This is a genomic window from Streptosporangium sp. NPDC050148 (assembly GCF_055586505.1).
This window is the reverse complement of record NZ_JBVJIA010000010.1, coordinates 138,183-159,023: the sequence shown is the minus strand read 5'-3', so window position 1 is coordinate 159,023 and position 20,841 is coordinate 138,183. Positions and strand designations below refer to the sequence as shown.

Below are 20,841 nucleotides of genomic sequence, written 5' to 3'. Positions count from 1 at the left end.
TCCCGCGCCACCCCGTCAGGAGACCCATGACCACCCTCGCCGACAGGACCGTCGCGGCCCTGCGCACCACCCATGACGACCTGACCGCCTTCGTCCGCGACCTGGACGCCGCCGACCTCACCCGGCCCTCGGCCTGTTCGGAGTGGACCGTCGCCCAGGTGCTCAGCCACCTGGGCAGCGGCGCGGAGATCGGCCTGGCCACGCTGCGCGCGGCACAGGAGGGCCGGGACGCGCCGGACTCGGACTTCATGAACTCGGTCTGGGACCGCTGGAACGCCAAGGGCCCCAAGGAGCAGGCCGAGGACTTCGCGCCCGCGGACGCCGAGCTCGTCTCCGCGTACGAGAGCCTGGACGCCGCCGCCCGCGAGGAGCTGCGGATCAAGCTGGGCTTCCTGCCCGAGCCCGGTGACGTCGCGCTGGTGGCCGGGATGCGCCTGAACGAGACCGCCCTGCACACCTGGGACGTGCGGGTCGCCTTCGACCCCGCGGCCGCCCTCGCGCCGGAGACCGCCGGGGTGCTGACCGACCTGCACGCCGGGCCGCTCGGTTTCCTCATCGGTTTCATCGGCAGGTCCGACGCCCTGGACCCGCGCCTGGCCACCACCCTGCGGGTGGAGACCACCGGCCCCGAGCGCGTGCTGGGCCTGACCCTCGGCGAGACCGTCGGCTTCAGCGAGGCCCCCGAGCGGGCCGACGTGGTGCTGTCCCTGCCCGCGGAGGCGTGGATCCGCCTGCTCACCGGCAGGCTGGCGCAGGAGCACACCCCGGCGTCGGTGACGGTGACCGGCGACGGGGTCACCCTGGAGGACCTGCGCCGGGTGTTCCCGGGCTTCTAGCCCGTCCAGGCCGGAGGTCTCCCAGGATCGCTACACGGCACCGGTGCCGTGAGGTCCGCGGGAGTACCGGGCCGTCAGGGGGGTGGCCGTGCCCCCGTCCACGCCGATCGGCGAGAGCGGCCGCGTCGCCTTGGCCGCCGTCCCCGCGTCGGGCCCGCACGCCGCCTCCAGCAGGTGGTCCCCGATCGCGAGGTCGATGGCGTGCGTGACCGGAGCACCGTTCTCGTCGAGCCGCTGGTAGTTCCTCAGGTTGACGCCGAAGGCGAACTGGCGGCCGCCGCCGGCATCGGAGAACGCGAAGGTCTGCATGCCGGGGACGCTCCCGTCGTGCCCCCAGAACCTGCCGCACGGCAGGTCGACGGGAAAGATCCCGAGACCGTAGTCGATCACGGCGCCCGAGAACGACCGGATGGACACGGTCTTCTGCATCTCGGCGAGCAGGGCCGCGTCGAGCAGTTCGCCGCGCAGCAGCAGCCGGAAGAAGCGGTTGAGGTCCTCCATCGTCGAGACGACCGCACCCGAGGTCCAGGCCCAGGACATGTTGTAGACGCTGTAGTCCCTGGGCGGGTCGAAGAACCCGAAGAGCGCCTCGTACGCCTTGGAGTTCGGCCCGGGCAGGTACGGCGTCCGCGGGAACGACGTGTGCCGCAGCCCGGCCTTCCGGAAGACGTGGTCGGTGATGTACCGCTCGGCGCTCATGCCCGTCACCTTCTCCAGCAGCAGGCCGGCGATGACGAAGTTCGTGTTCGAGTACGCCCCGGGTGTCACCCCCGGCCGCCCGGTCGCGGGGGCGCCGAGCCCCGCCCGCGCCAGCTCCTCCGGCGGGAAGGCACGGAAGCGGTTGGCGTCCAGGCTCTCGACCGTCGGGAAGATCACCCCGGTGTGGTTGGCGATGTGGCTGGTGTGGTCGAGCAGCATGCGTACGGTGATCTGCCGCCCGCGCTCACCCGGGATCACATCCGGCAGATAGCGGCCGACGGGGGCATCGAGCTCGATCGTGCCCTTGCCGACCTGCTGTAACACGGCCACCGCGACGAACGACTTGGTGATGCTCCCGGCCCGGTGCACCATCTCGGGACGCATCGGGCGGCGGGTCTCGACGTCGGCGACGCCTGCGGCGCCCTTCCAGCTCCGCCGTCCGTCCACGACGTTCGAGTGGATGCCGTACATGCCGGCCTCGTGCACGGCGTCCAGCGTCCGGCGCAGCCGCTGCCGGTCGAGGCCGCCGTCCGCGACGGCGACTGCGGGGTCCGCCGCGAGCAGCGCGGCGGCCAGGGTCGCGGCTCCCAGCCGCGAGGCGAACGTACCGGGGCGACGAATGGTCATGGCGCCCAGCATGCGTCTTCCGCTTCATGTACCGGCTTGCTCCGCGGCGCGACTGCCGTAGGCACGTGGTAAGGCGGGCTTACCCGGCGGTCAGGCGGGCCTGCTCACCGCGTGCCACCGGCCGCACGGTGGTCGATGTCACGGACTTGTACGCGTTCGGCCACGCTGTTCATCACGGTGGCCCGGTGCCGCCCGGCGCGGCAGCCGGACGGCGGTTCGCGACGGGGCGAACGTCACCTGACGCGGCACTAGACCGCCTCGGCGGGCGCGATCGCCGACGGCGTTCCCAGGGCGCGCAGGCCCCGGTCGGTGAAGGCGATCAGCCACTCGAAGCTCTCGTCGACGTCGGCGCTCCACTGGAAGCCGCCGGCCACCTGCAGCGTGGCGAAGCCGTGGAAGAGGCTGCGGAGCATGCGCAGGGCGTGGTCCATCTCGGACTCCCCGATCTCGTAGCCGCGCAGGACCGCCGTGAACGCGCCGAGCGCCCGCAGGCCGGCGGTGACCAGCGGGTCGTCCGGGCCGGACGGTTCCACGCCGATCGTCGCGGCGTACCGGCCGGGGTGTTTCAGGACGAAGGCGCGGAAGGCGCGCGCCGCGGCAGCCAGGGCGTCGCGGCCCGCGTACCCCTGGACCGCGTCGCCGATGGCGTCGGCGGCCTCGCCCAGCGCCAGGACCGCGATGCGCCGGTTGAGGTCCTCCAGGCCGTCCACGTGCTTGTACAGGGACGGGGCGCGCACGCCCAGCCGCTCGGCCAGCGACCCCATCGTCAGGCCGGTGAGGCCCACCTCGTCGGCGAGGGCGGCTCCGGCCGCGACCACGGCCGCCGGGTCGAGACCGGCCCTAGGCACGGGCGCCCTCCGATCGGAGGAAGGCCAGCACGAGCTCGGCCACCCGCTCGGGGAACTGGTCGTGCGGGTAGTGCCCGGCGCCCTCGATCATCTCGAGGCGGCCGAGGCCGGGCGGCAGGGCGTCGACGATCGCCGACCCCTCGGCGTGCGGGTCGGTCCAGTCGGGGTCGAGCGTGCCCATCACGACCAGGACCGGGCAGCGGACGTTGCCGAGCTGCGCGCCGGCGTCGGCCGGGGCGCTGCCGCCCATGCCCCGCAGGGCCTTCATCCGGCCCGGCTCGCGCAGCAGGGAGTCGATGCGGTCGAGCCGCCCGGCCCAGCCGGCCGGCTTCACGCCGGGGTAGGCCACGTCGAGGTAGGAGCGCCAGAGCGCCACGCTGCCGAACGCGGCCGTGCCGAGCAGACGCAGCATGCCCCGCCGGAAGCGCTTGACCCGCAGGTCGCCGAGGCGGATCGACTGCTTGCGGGTGAACGGTGCCAGCTCGACGACCGCGGTGACCAGCGAGGGCTCCGTCGCCGCGGCGATGGTGGCGGCGCCGCCGGAGATCGAGTGGCCGACGAGCACGGCCGGGCCGCCCAGGTGGCGGATCACGGCGAGCAGGTCCCCGGCGATGTCGGTGCGGCTCCAGGCCGGCCAGCCGACGCTGGACTCGCCGCAGCCGCGCAGGTCGACCGCGGCGACCCGGTACCCCGCCGCCACCAGCCGCGGGATCACGGCATGGTACGCGGCCCGGCTGTCGCCCATGCCGTGTGCGAGGACGATCAGCGGGCCGGACCCCGCCACCTCGTAAGCGATCGTGCCGCCGTCGACGGCAAGGTGTTCGGTCACGACGTCCTCCAGGTTTGGCTAATTCGATTAGCTAAAAGCTACTGCCATTAGCCAAACCTGTCAACGCCGACGCCCCGGCACAGCCGGAAGTGACGGCCTCCTCCTCGGGGAACGTTCCCTGAGCCGACTCCGACGACCCGGGTCCGAAACCATGTAAAGAGGCTTGACAGCGAATGTCAGTGCAATCACCCTTGCTGCGGGAGCGCTCTCTTCACGGTTAAAAATAAGTGATGATCCATGGCCCGGGGGACGTCCCGGAAGCCCCTTCGCCACTCGACGCGCCCACCGGCGGGCATGCCGGTCGCCCCCCGGCTCACACCCCCCGTGTCCGGAAGGAACCCCCGTGCGAAGACCACAGGTCCTGTTGCGCACCCTGGCGGCGGTCGTGCTCGCCGGCGGCGCCGCCGCCCTCACCCATCCCGCCGCGCAGGCCGCCACCGCCGTCGTCCAGGCGGAGCTGACGGTCTCCGCCCGCGTCGCCTCCGCCGTCGGCTCGGGCACGGTCGAGCTGCGCACCGGGTCCCTGACCGGGCCGCTGCTGGCGAGCCTCCCGATCACGACGAACGCCGGCTGGCAGAACTGGGTCACCGCGACCGCGACCGCCGCCACCCACTCGCCCGGCGCGCAGACGGTGTTCGCCGTCATGCGCAACACCACGGCCGGCGACTTCGTCAACATCAACTGGTTCTCCTTCGCGACCGGCGCCCCGTCCGGCAACGGCTGGGCCGGCATCGACCAGGCGGCGTGGAACGCCCAGCTCAAGGCGTTCAGGGCGATGACCCCGGCCCCGGTGCCCGGCCACGTGGTACGGGTGCCCGAGTTCAACGCCACCTGCGCCTACAGCCACTCCAGGCCCGACGACCCGATCGTCTTCCCCGGCCTGCCCGGCGCCTCCCACATGCACACCTTCGTGGGCAACCGCGGCGCCGACGCCTCCACCACCACGCAGAGCCTGCTCGCCGACACCGCGACGAGCTGCGCACCGGCCGCGGACCCGTCGGCGTACTGGATCCCGACCCTGTACGAGCGCGACAAGGCCATCGAGCCCAAGGACGTGATCGTCCACTACGGCTCGCGCCTGGCGGACGCGACGAAGACCGTGCCGTTCCCGACGGGCTTCCGCATGATCGCCGGAAGCGCCACGTCGCAGGTGCCCACCCCCAAGGGCTCGGTCAACCAGTTCTACTGCGCCGGGCCCGGCGGCGAGATCGGGCGCAGCGCCGACGGCAACTGGCCGGTGTGCGCCCCGACCGCCAACCTGATGTTCCAGCTCGTCTTCCCCGACTGCTGGGACGGCGCCCACCTGGACAGCCCTAACCACAAGTCGCACGTGGCCTACGCCCACACCGGCGCGTGCGGCGGTGACCACCCGGTCGCCATCCCCTCGGTCTCGTTCGTCATCTCCTACCCGACCAGGGGCAGCGCCGACGGCTTCCGTCTGGCGTCGGGAATGGCCTCCTCGATGCACGGCGACTTCTTCAACGCCTGGAACGAGAACGCGCTCGGCCACCGGGTCAGGGACTGCATCGTACAGAGCGCCAAGTGCAACACCGCGGGAACCTTCTGAACCACCTCGCGGCCGGGGTCCCGCCCTCGGCCGCGGCCCCCGCCTGAGCGGGCGAGGTGGGGTCGTGCCCGGGTTCCGTATCTGTCGGTGGCGGCAGGCAGCATGACGGCATGACCATGCAGCCCCCCGACACCTCCTGGCTCCGCGGCGAGTACGGCGAGGAGTGCTACAGCTTCGTCTACGTCCGTGCCATGCCGGAACAGGTGGTCACCCGCCTCGGCGGCCGATGGCAGGACTTCACCCCGGGCCCCTTCCCCGACGACCCGGACCACTACCCGCACCCCGGAGAGCCTCTCGGCGTCACCTCCATCGGCGACTGGACGTTCGTCTTCGACCCCGACTGGCTCTGCACCCTCGAAGACGTGATCACTCGGCTCTCCGAGGGCACCCGCCTCGTCTCCCAGGCCGCCCTCGCCATCAAGGGCCTGGACTACTTCACCTGGTGCGAGAACGGCGAGATCCGGTTCTCCTGGGGATTCGACGAGGAACATCCTCCGGAGGACCCGGGCGAACTCATGGGCACGCTGGTGGAGATCGGCAGGCTCTACCCGTCGTTCTCCTACCTGTACGAGGGGCCGGCGTTCCTGCTCGTCGAGCACCTGACCGGGATCAGGGTGACGGAACGACTGCTGAAAGGCTTCACGTTCATGTGGGGCGTCGTCCCGGCCCCGGCCACGTCGTGACGCCGGCCGACAGTGACGTGAACTCGGTGAAGCTTTTTCACCCTGATGGCCTGGTACAGCAGAACGGCGCCCCCGGGGAACCTCGCAGGGGCTTGCAGCGAAGTGATCCACCGGCTGTGGCCAACCTGTGGGGATCACAGGCAATGGATCCTGCTCACCTTGGTTCGGGGATGACTCCGCACAGGTAGGTGGACTCCTCCAGTAGTTCCGGTGTCAGCGTGATCCCGGTGAGACGCTCGGTCAGCAGGAACGCAGGCCCCTCGCTGGGGTAGAGGAGTCTGTAGTCGGAACCGATCCGCCGCATGGTCACCGCGACGTCGTCCGGCACCTCTTCCGAGTAACCGTCATCAGCAATGAAGCAGAACCGGATCTCTCCATCTTCGCTCCAGTGGAAAGACTCGACCCCTTCGACGTCGCGGAAGCGGGAGACGAGGCGGGTGCCCGCCGACAACGGCGCCGCACCCCGGACGTGGACATGATCTCCAGCACCGGCGGGCCGACGGCGGGGACGGCCACCGAGGTGGAGATCCCCAGGACCCGCAGATCCCAGCCCAGCCGTACGAGGTGGATGTACTGCTCCTGCTGCGGATCGCGCTTTCGCACCGGTGTCGCCATCTTCACACCACGTCCGTAGCTGGCTGACTACACTGCGGAACGTACCGCAGGTCATAAGGCTTTGGCAGTTACCTTTGGAAATTTCCAAAGCGTAGGAACGGAAGGAAGGTGCGACCTTGACCGCTGACACGAGTCCCACCGTGCGCAGACGTCGTCTGGCGTCGGAGCTGCGACGGCTCCGCATCGGGCACGGCCTGTCCATGCAGGAGGTGGCGGAACGGATGGAGCTCACGCCGGCCTCTGTCAGCCGGATCGAGACGGGCCGCAGGGGCATACGTCCGCGAGACCTCCGCGCCTTCCTCGATCTGTACGAGGTACCCGAAGCCGACCGGGAACCGCTGCTCGCCCTGTCCCGGGAGGCGCGGCAGCGGGGGTGGTGGCAGAGCTACGGGGATGTCCTCCCCGGCGAGTACGCGACGCTCATCGGTCTCGAAGCCGAGGCGACGTCTCTCAGGACGTACCAGCAGACATTGGTGCCGGGACTGTTGCAGACCGCGGACTACGCACGAGCACTCATCGCGGCGGGACGTCCTGGCGATACGCCGGAGGAGGTCGAGCGCAGGGTCTCCGTACGGATGGAACGTCAGAAACGGCTCACGGACGACGACCCGCTGGAGCTCTCCGTCATTCTTGGTGAGGGCGTGGTGCATCAGCACGTGGGAACGGCCCAGATCACCGCCGGCCAGTTCAAGCACCTCGCCGAGATCGGCCGCCTCCCCAACGTGATGATCCAGATCCTCCCCTACCGTGCCGGGGCGCATCCGGCGATGACCGGATCGTTCACCGTCGTGGGCTTTCCCGCATCCACCGACCTGGACGTCATCTACCTGGAGAACATGTCCAGCGGCCTGTACCTGGAGGACGCCGCCGACGTCCGCCGGTACGTCTCGGTGTTCGACTACCTCAGAGCGGCGGCCCTCAGCCCCGCCGACACGGCGGCTATGCTGGCGAACGCGCCGAACACCCTGGCGTGAGTGTCCAGCCGAAGGGGCGCGGGATGTCCGAACCGGTAGACCTGGCCACCGCCGCGTGGCGCAAGAGCTCGCTCAGCGGAGCCAACGGTGACTGCGTGGAGGTCGCGGACCTGGGAGACGTCGTGGCCGTCCGCGACTCCAAGAACCCCGGCGGGCCCGCGCTCGTCTTCGCCCGTGACACGTGGTCGGCCTTCGTCACGCGGCTGAAGAACGAGGCGTGAACGACCGAAACCCGAAGCGGGACACGGCCGACGACCGGTGAACGCGGAGCACTCGGCACTTCGTGATCCGCCGGGATCGCGCGGGCCACAACCGCACGACCCCAACGGGAACCAGACCTTCAGGTCACCAGGTCGGCGACCAGTTCGAGCTGTTCCATGCGCAGTCGCAGGGTCGGGGTGACCAGGCCGACGACCAGGCTGGTGGCGCCCGCCTCGCGGTAGGCGGCGACGCGCTCGCGGAGCTTGCCGGGCGGCCCGCACATCGTCATCGCGTCGACCAGGCCGTCCGGGAGCAGCGACATGGCCTCGCCCTGGCGTCCGGCCAGGAACGCCTCCTGGATCGCCTCGGCCTCCTTCTCGAAGCCCAGGGAGCGGGCCAGCCGGTTGTAGAAGTTGGTCCGGCGCGAGCCCATGCCGCCCAGGTAGAGGGCGAGCATCGGCCGCATCATGTCGAAGGCCAGCTCCTCGTCCTCGTCGACGAGGGTGAGGATCATCGGCGCGACGTCGAAGCCGTCCAGACTGCGGCCGGCCCGTGCCGCACCGGCGCGCAGGTGCGCCGTGCGCTCGGCCAGGTGCTCGGGCGGGAAGTGGATCGCCAGCCAGCCGTCGGCCAGCTCCCCCGCCAGGGCGGTCGTCTCCGGGCCCATCGCGCCCAGGTAGACGGGAAGGTGCTTCTGCACCGGGGAGACGCCCAGCGAGAGCTCCTTGCCCTGGCCTCCGGGGAGCGGCAGCGTCATCGTCTCGCCCGCGTAGCTCACCGGACGGCCCTCCAGGGCCAGGCGCAGGACCGACAGGTAGTCGCGGGCGCGGGCCAGCGGGCGGTCGAACCGCTCGCCGTGCCAGCCCTCCACCACCTGCGGCCCGGACACGCCCACGCCCAGGCGGGCCCGGCCGCCGGAGACCTGGTCGATGGTGGCGGCCGTCATCGCGGCCACCACGGGCTTGCGGCCCGACATCTGCAGTACGCCGGTGCCGAGCCCGATCCGCTCGGTCTGCCCGGCGATCCAGGCCATCAGGCTCGCCGGGTCGGTGCCGTAGGTCTCCGCGGCCCACACCGACTCGTAGCCCAGCCGCTCGGCCTCGCGGACCAGGGCGAGGTGGTCGGCCGGTCCGAGACCGGCCCCGCCCCAGTAGCTCATGCTGTAACCGAGACGCATCCGATCTCCTCTGCTATGACGGCGGCGAGCAGGTCGGGGACCTCCTCGGCCAGCCAGTGTGACGCCTCCAGCTCGCGCAGCGCGAGCGGCCGGGCGCTCTGCCTGCGCCAGCCGAGCAGCCCGCCGCGCGACACCGAGCCGTCGCGGCTGCCGTACAGGACGGTGACGGGGGTGGGCAGTGGCGGCCCGGGGCGGTGCCGGTACCCGGCGAGCATGCCGAAGTCGGCGCGCAGGGCGGGCTCCAGGAGGGGCCGGAGCACCTCGCGCTCGGCGACCTCCGCCGGGACCCCGCCCAGCTCGATGAGCTGGTCCCAGAACAGCCAGGAGGGCAGGGACGGCAGCCTGCGCAGCAGCAGCGTGACGTCCGGCGCGGCGAAGGAGCCCACCAGCAGCCGCACCGGCCCGGCACCGGCCGGGACCTCGCCGGCCCCCGGTGCCGCCCCGGAGACCGGACCCGAACCCGGACCAGGGGACGGCGCGAGCTCGGCCAGGCGGCGGCAGACCAGGTAGGCCAGCAGCGCGCCGCTGCAGTAGCCGAACAGCGCGTACGGCTCCCGTGCCGTCGCCAGCAGGTCGCGGGCCAAGGCGTCGACGAGCGCGTCGAGGTCGTCCGGCGGCGGTTCGGCCAGCCTGGCCTGGCGGCCGGGCAGGTTCAGCCCCCACACCTCGACCTCGTCGGGGAAGCGCTCGGCCAGGCCGGTGAGCGAGGCCGGGCCGCTGCCCGCGTTGGGGAAGGCGTACAGGCGGATGCGGCCCTCCCGCCGCTCCCCCACCGGCACGAACCACGGGGAGGAGGTCACGACCTGGCCCCTTCCTGGATGTAGGCGGCCAGCTCGGCCGGGGTGGGATGGTCGAAGACCGCGCGCACGCCGATCGGGTGACCGGCGAGGTCCTCCAGGGGGGCGATGAGCCGCACCGCGAGCACCGAGTGGCCCCCGTTGAGGAAGAAGTTGTCGTGCTCGCCCAGGTTCGGGCGGCGCAACGCCTCCCGCCAGAGCCGCAGCACCCCCTCGGCGAGCTCCGAGCTCGCCGGGGCCTGCGGGGCGGCGGGCGAGTCGTCCTCGGGAACGGTCAGCGCCCGATGGTCGATCTTGCCGTTGGCCGTCATGGGGAGCTCCCCGGCCAGCACGATCCCCGAGGGCACCGCGTAGTCCGGCAGCCGCGTCCCGGCGTAGCGCCACAGCTCCTGGCGCAGGGCCGCGCCCGTCTCCTCGTCGGGCATGGACGTGGGCTGCACGAACGCCACCAGCCGCTCGTCGTGCACGATGACGGCCGCGACCTTGACGGTGTCGTGGTGGTGCAGCACCGCCTCGATCTCGCCCAGCTCGATCCGGTGGCCGCGCAGCTTGATCTGGCGGTCGTCGCGGCCCAGCAGTTCCAGGGCCCCGTCGTGCCTGAGCCGGGCCATGTCCCCGGTGCGGTAGAAGCGCCCGTGGCGGGGGTGCTCCCCGAACCGCTCCGCGGTGAGCTCGGGCCGGTTGACGTACCCGGCGCTCACCCCGTCGCCGGCCACGCACAGCTCGCCCGGCACCCCCGGCGGGGCCTCGCGCCCGTCCGCGTCCCGGATGAACAGGCGCGTGTTGGCGAGCGGCACCCCGATCGGCACCGGGTCGGACGGCGGGGCGGTGATCTCCGCCGCGGTGGACCAGATGGTCGTCTCGGTCGGGCCGTAGACGTTGAACAGCCGGCAGCCCAGGCCGAGCAGGTCGGCGGCGAGCGCGGCGGGCATGGGCTCGCCGCCGCAGAGCACGATCCTGCCGTCCAGCTCGTCGCCCGCCTCCGGCGCGATGAGCCGCCACGCCGTCGGGGTGGCCTGCACCACCCGTACGTCCCGGGCCGCGATGAGCTCCAGGAACCTGCGCGGCTGGAGCTGGTCGTCGTCGGAGGCGACGACCAGGGTCCCGCCGACGACCAGCGGCAGCATCAGCTCCAGCGCGGAGATGTCGAACGAGGTGGTGGTGGACCACAGCACCGCGTCCGACGCCCCGGCCCCGAGCCGGTCGGCGAAGTCCAGCACGAGGTTGGCCAGGTTGCCGTGGGTGACGGCGACCCCCTTGGGACGGCCGGTGGAGCCCGAGGTGTAGATCACGTACGCGACGGAGCCGCCGGTGATCGCCGCGGCGAGCTCGGCCGGGTCCGGCCGGTGCGCGGACGCGCCGTTCGCACCCCCCGCGTCCTGGGCGCCGGTCACCGGGGACGCGGGCATCGCGATCACCGGGACCTCCCCCGCCCAGGGGGCGTCGGCGTCGGAGATCACCAGCCGGGCGCGGCAGTCCTCCACCTGGTAGGCCAGGCGCAGCTCGGGCTGGCGCGGGTCCAGCGGCAGGTAGGCGGCCCCGGCCGCCCAGACCCCCAGCACGGCGGCGACCGTCTCGGCCGAGCGGGGCAGGCCGAGGGCCACGATGTCGCCGGGCCCGACGCCGTGCGCGGCCAGCGTGTCCCTGACCGTGACCGCCCAGGCGAGCAGCTCGTCGTAGCCGACCTCCCGCTCCCCGTCGCGGATCGCGGTCCCGGTACGGGCGGCGATCCTCTCCGGCAGCGTGGGCGGGCCCTGCCAGGTCCGCGCGGTGTCGTTGAGCCGGTCGAGCAGGTCGCGGTCGGAGGCGGCCATCGCCTCCAGCGCCCGCTGCGGGCGCCCGCCCTCCTCGGCGGCCCGGCGCAGCAGCGCGGTCATCCTGGCGACGAACGCGGCGATCTCGGCCTCGTCGTGGACCTCGGTGCTGTGCCAGACGCGGATGGTGAGCCTGCCGGGCTCCTGCACCGCGATGCACTGCAGGTCCAGGCGGCTGCGGTCGAACAGGTCCTCGACGTACTCGGGGACCGAGCCCTGGATGCTCACCTGCTCGTCGGTCCACGGCCGGTAGTTGAACATGTGCCGGAACAGCGGCACCCGCCAGTCACCGGTGTCGTGCCCGCGCTCGACCAGTACCGCCTCCACCGAGGCGTCGGCGTGCTCGACCGCCTCGAAGAAGGCGTCCTCGACCCGCCGGACCAGGGCCGGGAAGTCCTCGTCCGGGTCGGCGAGCACCCGGATCGGCAGCGTGCTGACGCCGTAGCCGACGTGTCCGCGCATCGCGGCCGTGCGGGTGGTGACGGGCATCGCGGCCACCAGGTCGGGGCCGGCACCGTGCGCGCGCAGGGTGAGCATGAACGCCGCCGCCAGCACGATGTTGTCGGTGGTGCGCAGGCCCGTCCGGAGCGTGTCGAGGGCCCGGCGGGTGTCGGCGTCCACCTCCCACGAGCAGGTGTGCCCGGCGAAGGTGGGCCGGGCGGGCGAGGGCCTGCTGCCGGGCAGCACCATCGCGGCGGGATCGACGTCGCGGAGCCGGTCCAGCCAGTACTCCAGCGAACCGCGCGAGGCCCGTCCCGGCTCCAGCATGGGCGCGGTGCCGGTGAGCGCGGCCGGAAGCGGCTCCTGGCTGGTCTGCGCGTCGTAGAAGCCGCCCAGCTCCTCCACGAGGAACTGCATCGAGGTGGCGTCCACGATGATGTGGTGCGCGACCAGGCAGACCACGCTGCCGCCGCCGTCGGGCAGCGTGAAGTGCCCCGCCCGCAGCAGCAGGTCGCGGTCCAGGTCGAAGGGCACGTCCAGGAACGCCTGCAGGTCGGCGACCAGCGTCTCCTCGGTGGTGGCCGCGTTGACCAGCTTGATCTGCGCGTCCTTGGGGGCGGTGAGGTGCCGCACGGGCGCGCCGTCCACCTCGGGGAACCGCAGGCGCAGCGCCGGGTGCCGCTTGAGCAGCCGGTTCACCGCGATCTGCAGCGGGAGCCTGCGCAGCGGCTCGCGGGTCCTGAACGCCACCGCGAGGTTGGACACCCCGCTCGACCCGGCGAGCTGCTCCAGCACCCAGAACGAGTACGGGACCGCCTCGGGCCTGCGCAGCGGCTCCTCGGGCTCGGGCAGACCCTCGGGCGAGGACAGCGGGGGCCCGGCAGTCGCGGGCCGCTCCCCCGGCTCCAGGCCGGAGTCCCCGGCCGTCCCCGCGTCCCCGGTCTCGCGGCCGGCCGGGGCGGGCGCGGGGGTGACGGTCCCCGGTGCCGCGACGGGCACCCGGGCCGGTACGGGGTCCGGCGTCCGGGCCGGTGCGGCGGTGCCGTACCGGCCGGGGACGGGCAGGCGCTGCAGGGGGTGGTCGGGGTCGAGCGCGACCCAGTCCACCGGGCAGCCGAGGGTCCACAGCCGGGCGACGGCCGCGAGCAGGCCGTGCCGGTCGTCACCGCAGTCGAGGGTCGTCCCGGCGGCGGCCCGTCCGGCGCGCTCCCCGGCCGTCCCGACCAGCAGGGACGGTGACGTCGCCGGATCCGCGGCGGAGGTCCCGGAGGTGGCGACCGGCCCGGGGACCGGTGTGGAGGAGGCCAGGCGGGCGATCGCCTCGTCGAGGTCCACGGCTCCGGACAGGACCGCGGCGGTGAGCTCGCCGACGCCCTCCCCCGAGCAGGCGAGGGGGGTGATCCCCCAGCCGGTCAGGGTCGCCGCCAGCGCGTGGGTGACCGCGAACGTCACCGGGTCGTCGTCGCGTTCCCCGGCGAGCCAGGCGTCGTGGAGGTCGACGCCGTGCCGCTCGAAGCCCTCCAGGCAGACGTCCATGGCCTCGCTGAACAGCCGCTCCGTCCCGTAGAGGGAGGCGCCCAGCCGTCCGGCGCCACCGGAGGGGAACACGAAGGCGGCACCGGCCGCGCCGTCCGCCACTCCGGCGGAGGCCGAGGCCAGGGCCCGCGCGGCCTCGGCCGGGGTCGCGGCCACGACCGCTCCCCGTACCGGGTGCGCGGTGCGGCCCCGCTGCAGGACGGCCACGGCGTCGGCGAACCGGTCGGCCGGCAGGGCGGCGAAGAACTCCGCCAGCCCGGCCCGTACGGTCTCGGCCTCCTCGGCCGTGCGGCCCGACCACACCACGGCGCGGGGCCGGGAGTCGGCGGGCAGGTGGACCGGCGGGAAGCCGTCCCGCACGGTCGGCGACGCCCCGGACGCGGACGGCTCCCGGCCGGACGATCCGGGCCCGCTGCGGGCGGGACCGGAGCCTGTCGGGGAGCCTGCCGCGGAACCGGAGCCGGAGCCGGTCACGGTGTCGATCGGGACGTCGATCACGGCGCGTACCAGGTCGCCGTCGAGCAGGGCGTCGTCCAGGCGCCGGAGCACGATCCGGACGCCCGGTCCGGCGACGCCGCGCAGGTGCGGCCCGGCCGGGGCCACCGCGAGGTCGCAGGCGCCCGAGGCCAGGGCCAGGCAGGCGGCCTCGGCGGTGTCGTGCAGCGCGAGCACGCCGGGCGGGCGGGCCGGGTCGTGCCCGGCGTCCTCCAGGGCGGCCTCCACGGCCGCGTCCAGGACCCCTGGAGCGTTCTGCGGCCCGTTCCCGGCGCCGGTGGCGCCCGTGACGCCACCGGCCCCCCGGGCGTCCTGTCCGCCCCCTGCGTTCCGTACCGCCGCGGTGTCCCCCGCCGTCCCGGCGCCGCGTACGGCCTCGGCCGGGTCGGCGGGGAGCGACGCGTGTGAGCCCGTGCCGATCACGGCGATCGGCGAAGTGTCCGTCACCGAGGCGACCCGCCGTCGCGGCGGATGCGGGAGCGCACGTCCCGGCGGCTGCCGCCGACGGGGCGCAGGCGCGGGGGCTCGCTCTTCACCGGTTCCTGCGCGCCCTCGACGAGGCGGCTCAGCGCCCGCACGTTGGGCCGGGTGAACATCGACGTGACCGGGAAGTCGAGGCCGAGCACGCCCGTGAGGTCGGCGTGCAGCTCGACCAGTGCCATGGAGTTCAGCCCGGCCTCGAAGAAGTTCTCGTCGGGGTCGACGGGCCGTCCAAGGCGCGCCTCTATCATCTCCGCGACCGTGTCGGCGGCCGAGACGCGGTGCCCGGGGAGGCCCGGCGGTCTGCCCGCCGCCTCTTCGCGTCGCGACTCCGCTCCTCCCGGCCGACTGCCCTGGATCATCCGGTGCCTCTCGTTCAGTTCGTGGGGCGGCCCGATTCCGGGCACGCCATGGACCGATCCTCTGACACCTATTCGGACACGACAAGGGTATATTTTTCGCCTTTTTGAATCGTGACCGGACGGAGGCCCTCGAACACGCGTACGGCCACCGCCGAAGCGGTGGCCGTACGGGTCGGAAACGGGTCGGAGCGGGTCGGAAGGAATCAGGCGGGGTTGGAGACCGCCGCACCGATGGTGTGCACGCGCAGGGCGTTCGTGGAACCGGCGGTGCCGGGAGGTGAGCCGGCGACGATGACGACCTTGTCGCCCTTCTCCAGGCGGGAGTTGGCCAGCAGCGAGGCCTCCACCTGGCGGACCATGTCGTCGGTGTGGTGCACGAACGGCACCTCGAAGGTCTCCACGCCCCAGGTCAGCGCGAGCTGGTTGCGGACGTGGGGGGCGGAGGTGAAGGCCAGCAGCGGGATCGGCGAGCGGTAGCGGGCCAGGCGCCGGGCCGTCTCGCCCGACATGGTGAACGCCACCAGCGCCTTGGCGCCGACGATGGCGCCGACCTCGGCCGCTGCGCGGGCGATGGCGCCGCCGGTGGTCTCCGGCAGCCGGTGGAGGCTGTGCGTGGCCTGCAGCGAGCTCTTCTCCGCGGTCGTGGCGATGCGGCTCATCGTCTCGACGACCTCGATGGGATAGTTGCCGACCGAGGTCTCCCCGGAGAGCATCACCGCGTCGGCGCCGTCCATGACGGCGTAGGCGACGTCGGACGCCTCGGCGCGGGTGGGGCGCGGGGCGGTGATCATGGATTCGAGCATCTGGGTGGCCACGATGACCGGGCGGGCCTTCTCGCGGCAGAGCTCGATGGCGCGCCTCTGCACGATGGGCACCTCCTCCAGCGGCAGCTCGACGCCGAGGTCGCCGCGGGCGACCATGATGCCGTCGAAGGCCTCGATGATCTCGGGGAGCCGCTCCACGGCCTGCGGCTTCTCGATCTTGGCGAGCAGCGGGAGGCGGATGCCCTCCTGCTCCATGATGTTGCGCACCACGTCGGCGTCCGAGGGGCGCCGGACGAAGGAGAGGGCGACCAGGTCGAAGCCGGTGCGCAGGGCCCAGCGCAGGTCGGTCTCGTCCTTGTCGGTCAGGACCGGGGCGCTGACGTTGACGCCGGGCAGGTTGAGGCCCTTGTTGTCGGAGATCATGCCGCCGACGACCACGCGGGTGGTCACGCGCTGGCCGTCGACCCGGGTCACCTCGAGACGGACGCGGCCGTCGTCGACCAGGATGTTGTCCCCGGGCCTGACGTCCTTGGGGAGTCCCTGGTAGGACGTGGAGACCTGCTCGCGGTCGCCCGGGACCTCCTCGGTGGTGATCGTGAAGACGTCACCGAAGCCGAGGCGGACCGGGCCGTCCTCGAACTTGCCGACCCGGATCTTGGGACCCTGCAGGTCGGCCAGCAGCCCCACGCCCCGCCCGAGCTCGGCGGCGGCCTCCCTCAGCCGGTCGTATACCTCCCTGTGCAGCTCGTGGCTGCCGTGGCTGAGGTTGAAACGGGCCACGTCCATCCCCGCCACGATCAGTTCGCGTAGGCGTTCGGGAGAGGAGGTGGCAGGGCCGAGAGTGCAGACGATTTTCGCGCGACGAGTCACGGATCCCACCCTAATTGGTACAGACCACTTGGTCGTGACGTTGGTCAGAGCGCCGATGAAAAAATCGGTGACATCACGCTACCGTCGGTGAACGCCAGGTTGCGAATCGACGCCGGGCACCCGCGGCGACCTGCCCGTACGCCGGCCGGGCCCTCCATGGGGACCGGCCCTGCCGGCAGCCGGGGCGCCCGCGGGAAACGTCCCGCCCCGGAGGCCGTGGCGCGCGCGAGGACCCGGGCACTCCGGAAAGGAACGCGAGGCGGTGCGGGCGCGTCAGTCGCGGGTGATCTCCTCCACGACCAGGCCGGTGCCGATGCCCAGCAGCCAGACGTCCTTGGCGATCGTCAGGCCCTGCTGGGAGGGGCGCAGGGTGCCCTCCTCGCGCATGCCCGGTGTCCTCAGGTACAGGCCGAGCAGTCCCCCGGCGAACGCGGTCAGCGCGGCGCCCGCCAGCAGCGACGGCACCACCGGGACCAGCAGCGCGGCCCCGAGGGCGATCTCGGCGGTGGAGAGCAGCCGCACGAACCTGGCCGGCTCCAGGTCCTTCAGGAAGGGGTAGGTGCCCGCGGCCATGCCGTGCAGTCCCTCGGCGGCCTCGGGCCCGGCGGAGCGTTTGGCCAGCCCGGAGTTCAGGATGATCACACCGGCGGCGATCCTGGTCGGGAGCTGGTGCGGGCGCGACAGGAGTCTCATGGGTCCCCCAGTGACGAGACGGAGCCGGAACCGTTCTCCTTCCCGCTCACGCCCGGAGCATCCGCCCGTTGGTCCTCTCTTGAACCTGGCGCCCCCGCCGGGCGCGCGGGGTGACGGCCCCGCGCGCCCCGGGACTCAGCGGGCGACGGTGGCGGCCGCCTTGGCGTTGACGATGCCGTGGCCGTAGAAGCCGTTGCGCGTCGCGGGCCCCTCGCACCGGTGCGTCTCGTCCTTCACCAGGTCGATCTTGTACGTGTAGGCGCGCGGGGAGGGGCAGGCCTTCTCCGTGGCGGTGGAGTACAGCAGGCGCTGGACGTCCCCGGGGGCCATGGTGACGCCGTCCTTGGCCTTCTTGCCGAAGCGGCCGATCAGGATGGCGGCGACGCCGGTGGCGTGCGGGGCGGCCATGGAGGTGCCGACGAGGTACTGGTAGTAGGCGCAGGTGCCGTTCGCGCACTGCCGGACGACCGAGTCGTCCTTCGGCGTGCCGTCGGCGCCGATCTGGCCCTTGGCCTGGAGCGCGTTCTTCGGCGCGGCGGCCAGGATGCCCTTGGCGGGGTCGTAGGTCCTGCCGCCGTCGAACTCGTCCCCGCCGGGGGCCGACAGGTCGGTCTGCTCGAGGCCGTAGTCGGAGTAGTAGGCCTTGCGCGTGGTCGGGCCGACCGAGGAGACCGAGATGACGCCCTTGGACTCGGCCGGGACGTTGAGGCAGGAGTTGTCGACCTTGCGGGTGCGCTCGGTGTCCTTGGGATAGTCGGGGCTGGTCGTGTCCTTGCTGGGCCTGCCCAGGTCGGTGGAGCCGTTGCCGATGGCGCTGATCAGGGTGACGCCCCGCTTGCGGGCGTAGTCGAGGGCGCGCTGCATGCCGGTGATGATGCCGCGCTGCTCGGCCTGCTCGGCCTTGGAGTCGCCGGGGTTGGCCTTGCAGTTGAACAGCCACGGGTCGACGTAGAAGCTCATGTTGACCACGTCGATGCCGTTGTCGGCGGCGTAGGTGAGCGCGTCGATGCTGGGCTTGAGGAAGAACAGCCCGGAGTCCTGGCCCGCGCGCAGGTTCACCAGGGAGACCTTGGGGGCGACGCCGGCGATGCCCACGCCGTTGATCGGGGAGGCGATGGTGCTGGCCACGTGGGTGCCGTGGCCGTCGTCGTCCCGGTCGACCGGGTCCTTGCAGCTCGCGACCTCGCACGGCCCGTCCAGGACCTTGCCGTTGGGGTCCTTGGGCCGGTCGGTGACGAAGTTGCGGCTCAGGGCGCGGTTGAAGTTGGGCGCGATGTCGGGGTGGGTGCCGTCGATGCCGGTGTCGATGACGCCGACCAGCACCTCCTTCCTGCCCGGCGCGGTGGCGTAGGACCCGCTGGTGGTGGCGCCGATCAGCTTCATGTCCCACTGGCGGCCGGCCAGCGGCTCCGGCGCGGTGCCGGCCGAGGTGGAGCCGCCGGGCGTGCCCGCCTGCCCGAGGATGTCGGACGGCGGGAAGGACAGCGGCGCACCGCCCCCGGAGGTCGCGGAGACCGCAGAGACGACCGTGGAGGTTCCGGTGGACGTGGCGGGGGTGAGCCCGGTGGTGAGCCCGGTGGCGGTGCCGATCCTGCGGTCGGAGGAGACGCCCTCGACGGCGGCGCTGGCCGCCAGCCCCTCCACGAAGCGCGTCCCCGGGCCGCCGGCCACGAGGTAGCCGAGCCTGGGGTCGCCCGACAGCACCGTGCCGCCGTTCGCGGCGATCGCGGCGGCGGCGCCGTCACGGGCGCCGTCGGCGTAGAAGACCAGGTACTCGCGGGTCTGGCCCGCCGCGGCCGTGGCCCCGCCGCCCAGCGCTCCCGCCGTGAGGGTCGCCGCCAGGGTCAGCGTGGTCGCCGCCCCCGTCAGGCCTCTGATACCGCGCTTCATCCGTCCTCCGCACCTGGCCCGACCAAGATATTTATTTTTCCGTCATATTCATCATAAATAGCGGAAGTCGTACTTTACGCGCTTTCGTCGGTGGGGCGCTCCGGACGCGCGAGGGGCCGGCCCGGCGAGCGGACCGGCCCCCGCACGATCTAGACCATCGGCCGCGCGGTCGGCGGGATCGCCACCGGCAGCGCCGTACGGCCGGTGAGGTAGCCGTCGGCGGCCGAGGCCGCCGAGCGTCCCTCGGCGATCGCCCAGACGATCAGGGACTGGCCCCGGCCCATGTCACCGGCGACGAAGACGCCGTCGACCGAGGACATGTAGCCCCTGTCCCTGGCGACGTTGCCCCGGGCGTCGAAGAACTCGCCCCCGGCGGCCTCGGCGAGCTCGTCCAGCAGGCCGCCGCGCTCCGGGCCCACGAAGCCCATGGAGAGCGTGACCAGCTCGGCCGGGATCTCCCGCTCGGAGCCGGGCACCGGCTTGAACCCGTTCGCCGGCCCCTCCACCTCGACCAGACGCAGCGCCCGGACGTTGCCGTCGGCGTCGCCGACGAACTCGGTGGTGGAGACCGCGTACACCCGGTCGCCGCCGCTCTCGGCCAGCTCCTCGTGGGCGCTCTCCATCTTGAACAGGATGGGGAACGTGGGCCACGGCTGGCTGCCGGGACGCGCCTCCGGGGGCCGGGGCATGATCTCCAGCTGGGTGACCGAGGCGGCCCCCTGGCGGATCGCGGTGCCGATGCAGTCGGCGCCGGTGTCACCGCCGCCGATCACCACGACGTGCTTGCCCTCCGCGCTGATCGGCGAGACCGGGAAGTCGCCCTCCTGGACCTTGTTGGACGGCGGCAGGTACTCCATCGCCTGGTGGACGCCCTTGAGGTCGCGCCCGGCGACCGGCAGGTCCCGCCACTGGGTCGCGCCACCGGCGAGGATGATCGCGTCGAACTCCTCGCGCAGCCGCGCCGCCGTGATGTCCACGCCGACGTTGACGCCGGTACGGAACTCGGTGCCCTCGGCCCGCATCTGGGCGAGGCGGCGGTCGATGTGGCGCTTCTCCATCTTGAACTCGGGGATGCCGTAGCGCAGCAGGCCCCCGATCCGGTCGGCGCGCTCGAACACCACCACGTCGTGACCGGCCCGGGTGAGCTGCTGGGCGGCGGCCAGGCCCGCGGGGCCCGAGCCGACGACCGCGACGCGCCTGCCGGTCTTGGACGCGGGGATCTGGGGGGTGACCCAGCCCTCGTCGAAGGCACGGTCGATGATCTCGACCTCGACCCGCTTGATCGCGACCGGGTCGGAGTTGATGCCGAGCACGCACGCGGCCTCGCACGGGGCCGGGCACAGCCTCCCGGTGAACTCCGGGAAGTTGTTGGTGGCGTGCAGGCGCTCGATGGCCTCGCGCCAGTCGTCCCGGTAGACCAGGTCGTTCCACTCGGGGATCAGGTTGCCCAGCGGGCAGCCGTTGTGACAGAACGGGATGCCGCAGTCCATGCAGCGCGCGGCCTGCTTGGCCAGCGCGGGCTTGGGGAAGTCCTGGTAGACCTCCCGCCAGTCGCGGATGCGCACGTCCACCGGGCGGCGGGCCGGCAGCTCGCGTCCGTGAGTGAGAAAACCCTTGGGGTCAGCCATCGGTCGTACCTCCCC

General features: G+C 72.7%; 18 protein-coding genes. 6 read left to right on the top strand and 12 right to left on the bottom strand.

All coding sequences use genetic code 11. The features are described 5' to 3' along the window. The first annotated feature begins 26 nt into the window (after window positions 1-26). Window positions 27-836: a maleylpyruvate isomerase family mycothiol-dependent enzyme gene (locus ACZ6RT_RS14050; protein WP_399192047.1), complete on the top strand. Its 810-nt coding sequence runs from the start codon at window positions 27-29 to the stop codon at window positions 834-836. A gap of 30 nt (window positions 837-866) precedes the next feature. Here the strand turns inward: ACZ6RT_RS14050 and ACZ6RT_RS14045 are convergent, their stop codons facing one another. The 3 genes from ACZ6RT_RS14045 to ACZ6RT_RS14035 all read right to left on the bottom strand — a co-directional run bounded on the left by ACZ6RT_RS14045 (window position 867) and on the right by ACZ6RT_RS14035 (window position 3,839). Beyond that, window positions 867-2,162 (bottom strand): serine hydrolase domain-containing protein, encoded by a 1,296-nt coding sequence (locus ACZ6RT_RS14045; protein ID WP_470153738.1) that lies wholly within the window; start codon window positions 2,160-2,162, stop codon window positions 867-869. A 248-nt stretch (window positions 2,163-2,410) separates the two neighbouring features. Beyond that, on the bottom strand, window positions 2,411-3,010 hold the full coding sequence (locus ACZ6RT_RS14040; protein WP_470153736.1) for a TetR/AcrR family transcriptional regulator: 600 nt from the start codon (window positions 3,008-3,010) through the stop codon (window positions 2,411-2,413). Beyond that, window positions 3,003-3,839 (bottom strand): alpha/beta fold hydrolase, encoded by an 837-nt coding sequence (locus ACZ6RT_RS14035; RefSeq protein ID WP_470153734.1) that lies wholly within the window; start codon window positions 3,837-3,839, stop codon window positions 3,003-3,005. Before ACZ6RT_RS14035 ends, ACZ6RT_RS14040 begins: the two co-directional genes overlap by 8 nt. 343 nt (window positions 3,840-4,182) lie before the next feature. Here ACZ6RT_RS14035 and ACZ6RT_RS14030 point away from each other — a divergent pair, with 343 nt between their 5' ends. Both ACZ6RT_RS14030 and ACZ6RT_RS14025 read left to right on the top strand, forming a co-directional pair. Continuing rightward, the gene (locus tag ACZ6RT_RS14030; protein ID WP_470153732.1) at window positions 4,183-5,406 is read left to right on the top strand and encodes a DUF1996 domain-containing protein; all 1,224 of its coding nucleotides are present in this window, start codon (window positions 4,183-4,185) and stop codon (window positions 5,404-5,406) included. A 110-nt stretch (window positions 5,407-5,516) separates the two neighbouring features. After that, window positions 5,517-6,089: a DUF6461 domain-containing protein gene (locus ACZ6RT_RS14025; protein WP_470153731.1), complete on the top strand. Its 573-nt coding sequence runs from the start codon at window positions 5,517-5,519 to the stop codon at window positions 6,087-6,089. A gap of 154 nt (window positions 6,090-6,243) precedes the next feature. On the opposite strand, the gene ACZ6RT_RS14020 is transcribed toward ACZ6RT_RS14025, so the two are convergent. Further along, complete coding sequence (locus ACZ6RT_RS14020) at window positions 6,244-6,540, bottom strand: DUF6461 domain-containing protein (protein ID WP_470153729.1); 297 nt, start codon at window positions 6,538-6,540, stop codon at window positions 6,244-6,246. Here ACZ6RT_RS14020 and ACZ6RT_RS14015 point away from each other — a divergent pair. From ACZ6RT_RS14015 to ACZ6RT_RS14005, 3 genes are all read left to right on the top strand, one after another. After that, window positions 6,478-6,723 (top strand): hypothetical protein, encoded by a 246-nt coding sequence (locus ACZ6RT_RS14015; RefSeq protein WP_470153826.1) that lies wholly within the window; start codon window positions 6,478-6,480, stop codon window positions 6,721-6,723. The genes ACZ6RT_RS14020 and ACZ6RT_RS14015 overlap by 63 nt on opposite strands. A 97-nt stretch (window positions 6,724-6,820) precedes the next feature. Then, window positions 6,821-7,678, top strand: coding sequence for a helix-turn-helix domain-containing protein (locus ACZ6RT_RS14010; RefSeq protein ID WP_470153728.1), 858 nt, complete (start codon window positions 6,821-6,823; stop codon window positions 7,676-7,678). A 23-nt stretch (window positions 7,679-7,701) separates the two neighbouring features. After that, entirely contained in the window at window positions 7,702-7,899 is a 198-nt protein-coding gene (locus tag ACZ6RT_RS14005) for a DUF397 domain-containing protein (RefSeq protein WP_470153727.1), read from the top strand. Window positions 7,900-8,018: 119 nt separating this feature from the next. Here the strand turns inward: ACZ6RT_RS14005 and ACZ6RT_RS14000 are convergent, their stop codons facing one another. From ACZ6RT_RS14000 to ACZ6RT_RS13965, 8 genes are all read right to left on the bottom strand, one after another. Next, on the bottom strand, window positions 8,019-9,056 hold the full coding sequence (locus ACZ6RT_RS14000) for an LLM class F420-dependent oxidoreductase (protein WP_399192065.1): 1,038 nt from the start codon (window positions 9,054-9,056) through the stop codon (window positions 8,019-8,021). Then, window positions 9,035-9,856, bottom strand: coding sequence for a thioesterase II family protein (locus tag ACZ6RT_RS13995; RefSeq protein ID WP_470153725.1), 822 nt, complete (start codon window positions 9,854-9,856; stop codon window positions 9,035-9,037). The genes ACZ6RT_RS14000 and ACZ6RT_RS13995 overlap by 22 nt, the downstream gene beginning before the upstream one ends. Then, window positions 9,853-14,586 (bottom strand): amino acid adenylation domain-containing protein, encoded by a 4,734-nt coding sequence (locus tag ACZ6RT_RS13990; protein WP_470153723.1) that lies wholly within the window; start codon window positions 14,584-14,586, stop codon window positions 9,853-9,855. The genes ACZ6RT_RS13995 and ACZ6RT_RS13990 overlap by 4 nt, the downstream gene beginning before the upstream one ends. Continuing rightward, on the bottom strand, window positions 14,583-14,870 hold the full coding sequence (locus tag ACZ6RT_RS13985) for an acyl carrier protein (protein ID WP_344904340.1): 288 nt from the start codon (window positions 14,868-14,870) through the stop codon (window positions 14,583-14,585). The genes ACZ6RT_RS13990 and ACZ6RT_RS13985 overlap by 4 nt, the downstream gene beginning before the upstream one ends. Window positions 14,871-15,184: 314 nt before the next feature. Next, a complete protein-coding gene (pyk, locus tag ACZ6RT_RS13980) occupies window positions 15,185-16,615 on the bottom strand; it encodes a pyruvate kinase (protein WP_399192072.1) in 1,431 nt (476 codons plus the stop codon). A 273-nt stretch (window positions 16,616-16,888) separates the two neighbouring features. Continuing rightward, window positions 16,889-17,308 (bottom strand): hypothetical protein, encoded by a 420-nt coding sequence (locus ACZ6RT_RS13975; RefSeq protein ID WP_399192074.1) that lies wholly within the window; start codon window positions 17,306-17,308, stop codon window positions 16,889-16,891. A gap of 135 nt (window positions 17,309-17,443) precedes the next feature. Further along, window positions 17,444-19,198, bottom strand: a complete 1,755-nt coding sequence (locus ACZ6RT_RS13970; protein WP_470153720.1) for a S8 family peptidase — start codon at window positions 19,196-19,198, stop codon at window positions 17,444-17,446. 149 nt (window positions 19,199-19,347) lie between these two features. Continuing rightward, window positions 19,348-20,826: a glutamate synthase subunit beta gene (locus ACZ6RT_RS13965; RefSeq protein WP_399192078.1), complete on the bottom strand. Its 1,479-nt coding sequence runs from the start codon at window positions 20,824-20,826 to the stop codon at window positions 19,348-19,350. Window positions 20,827-20,841 lie beyond the last annotated feature (15 nt).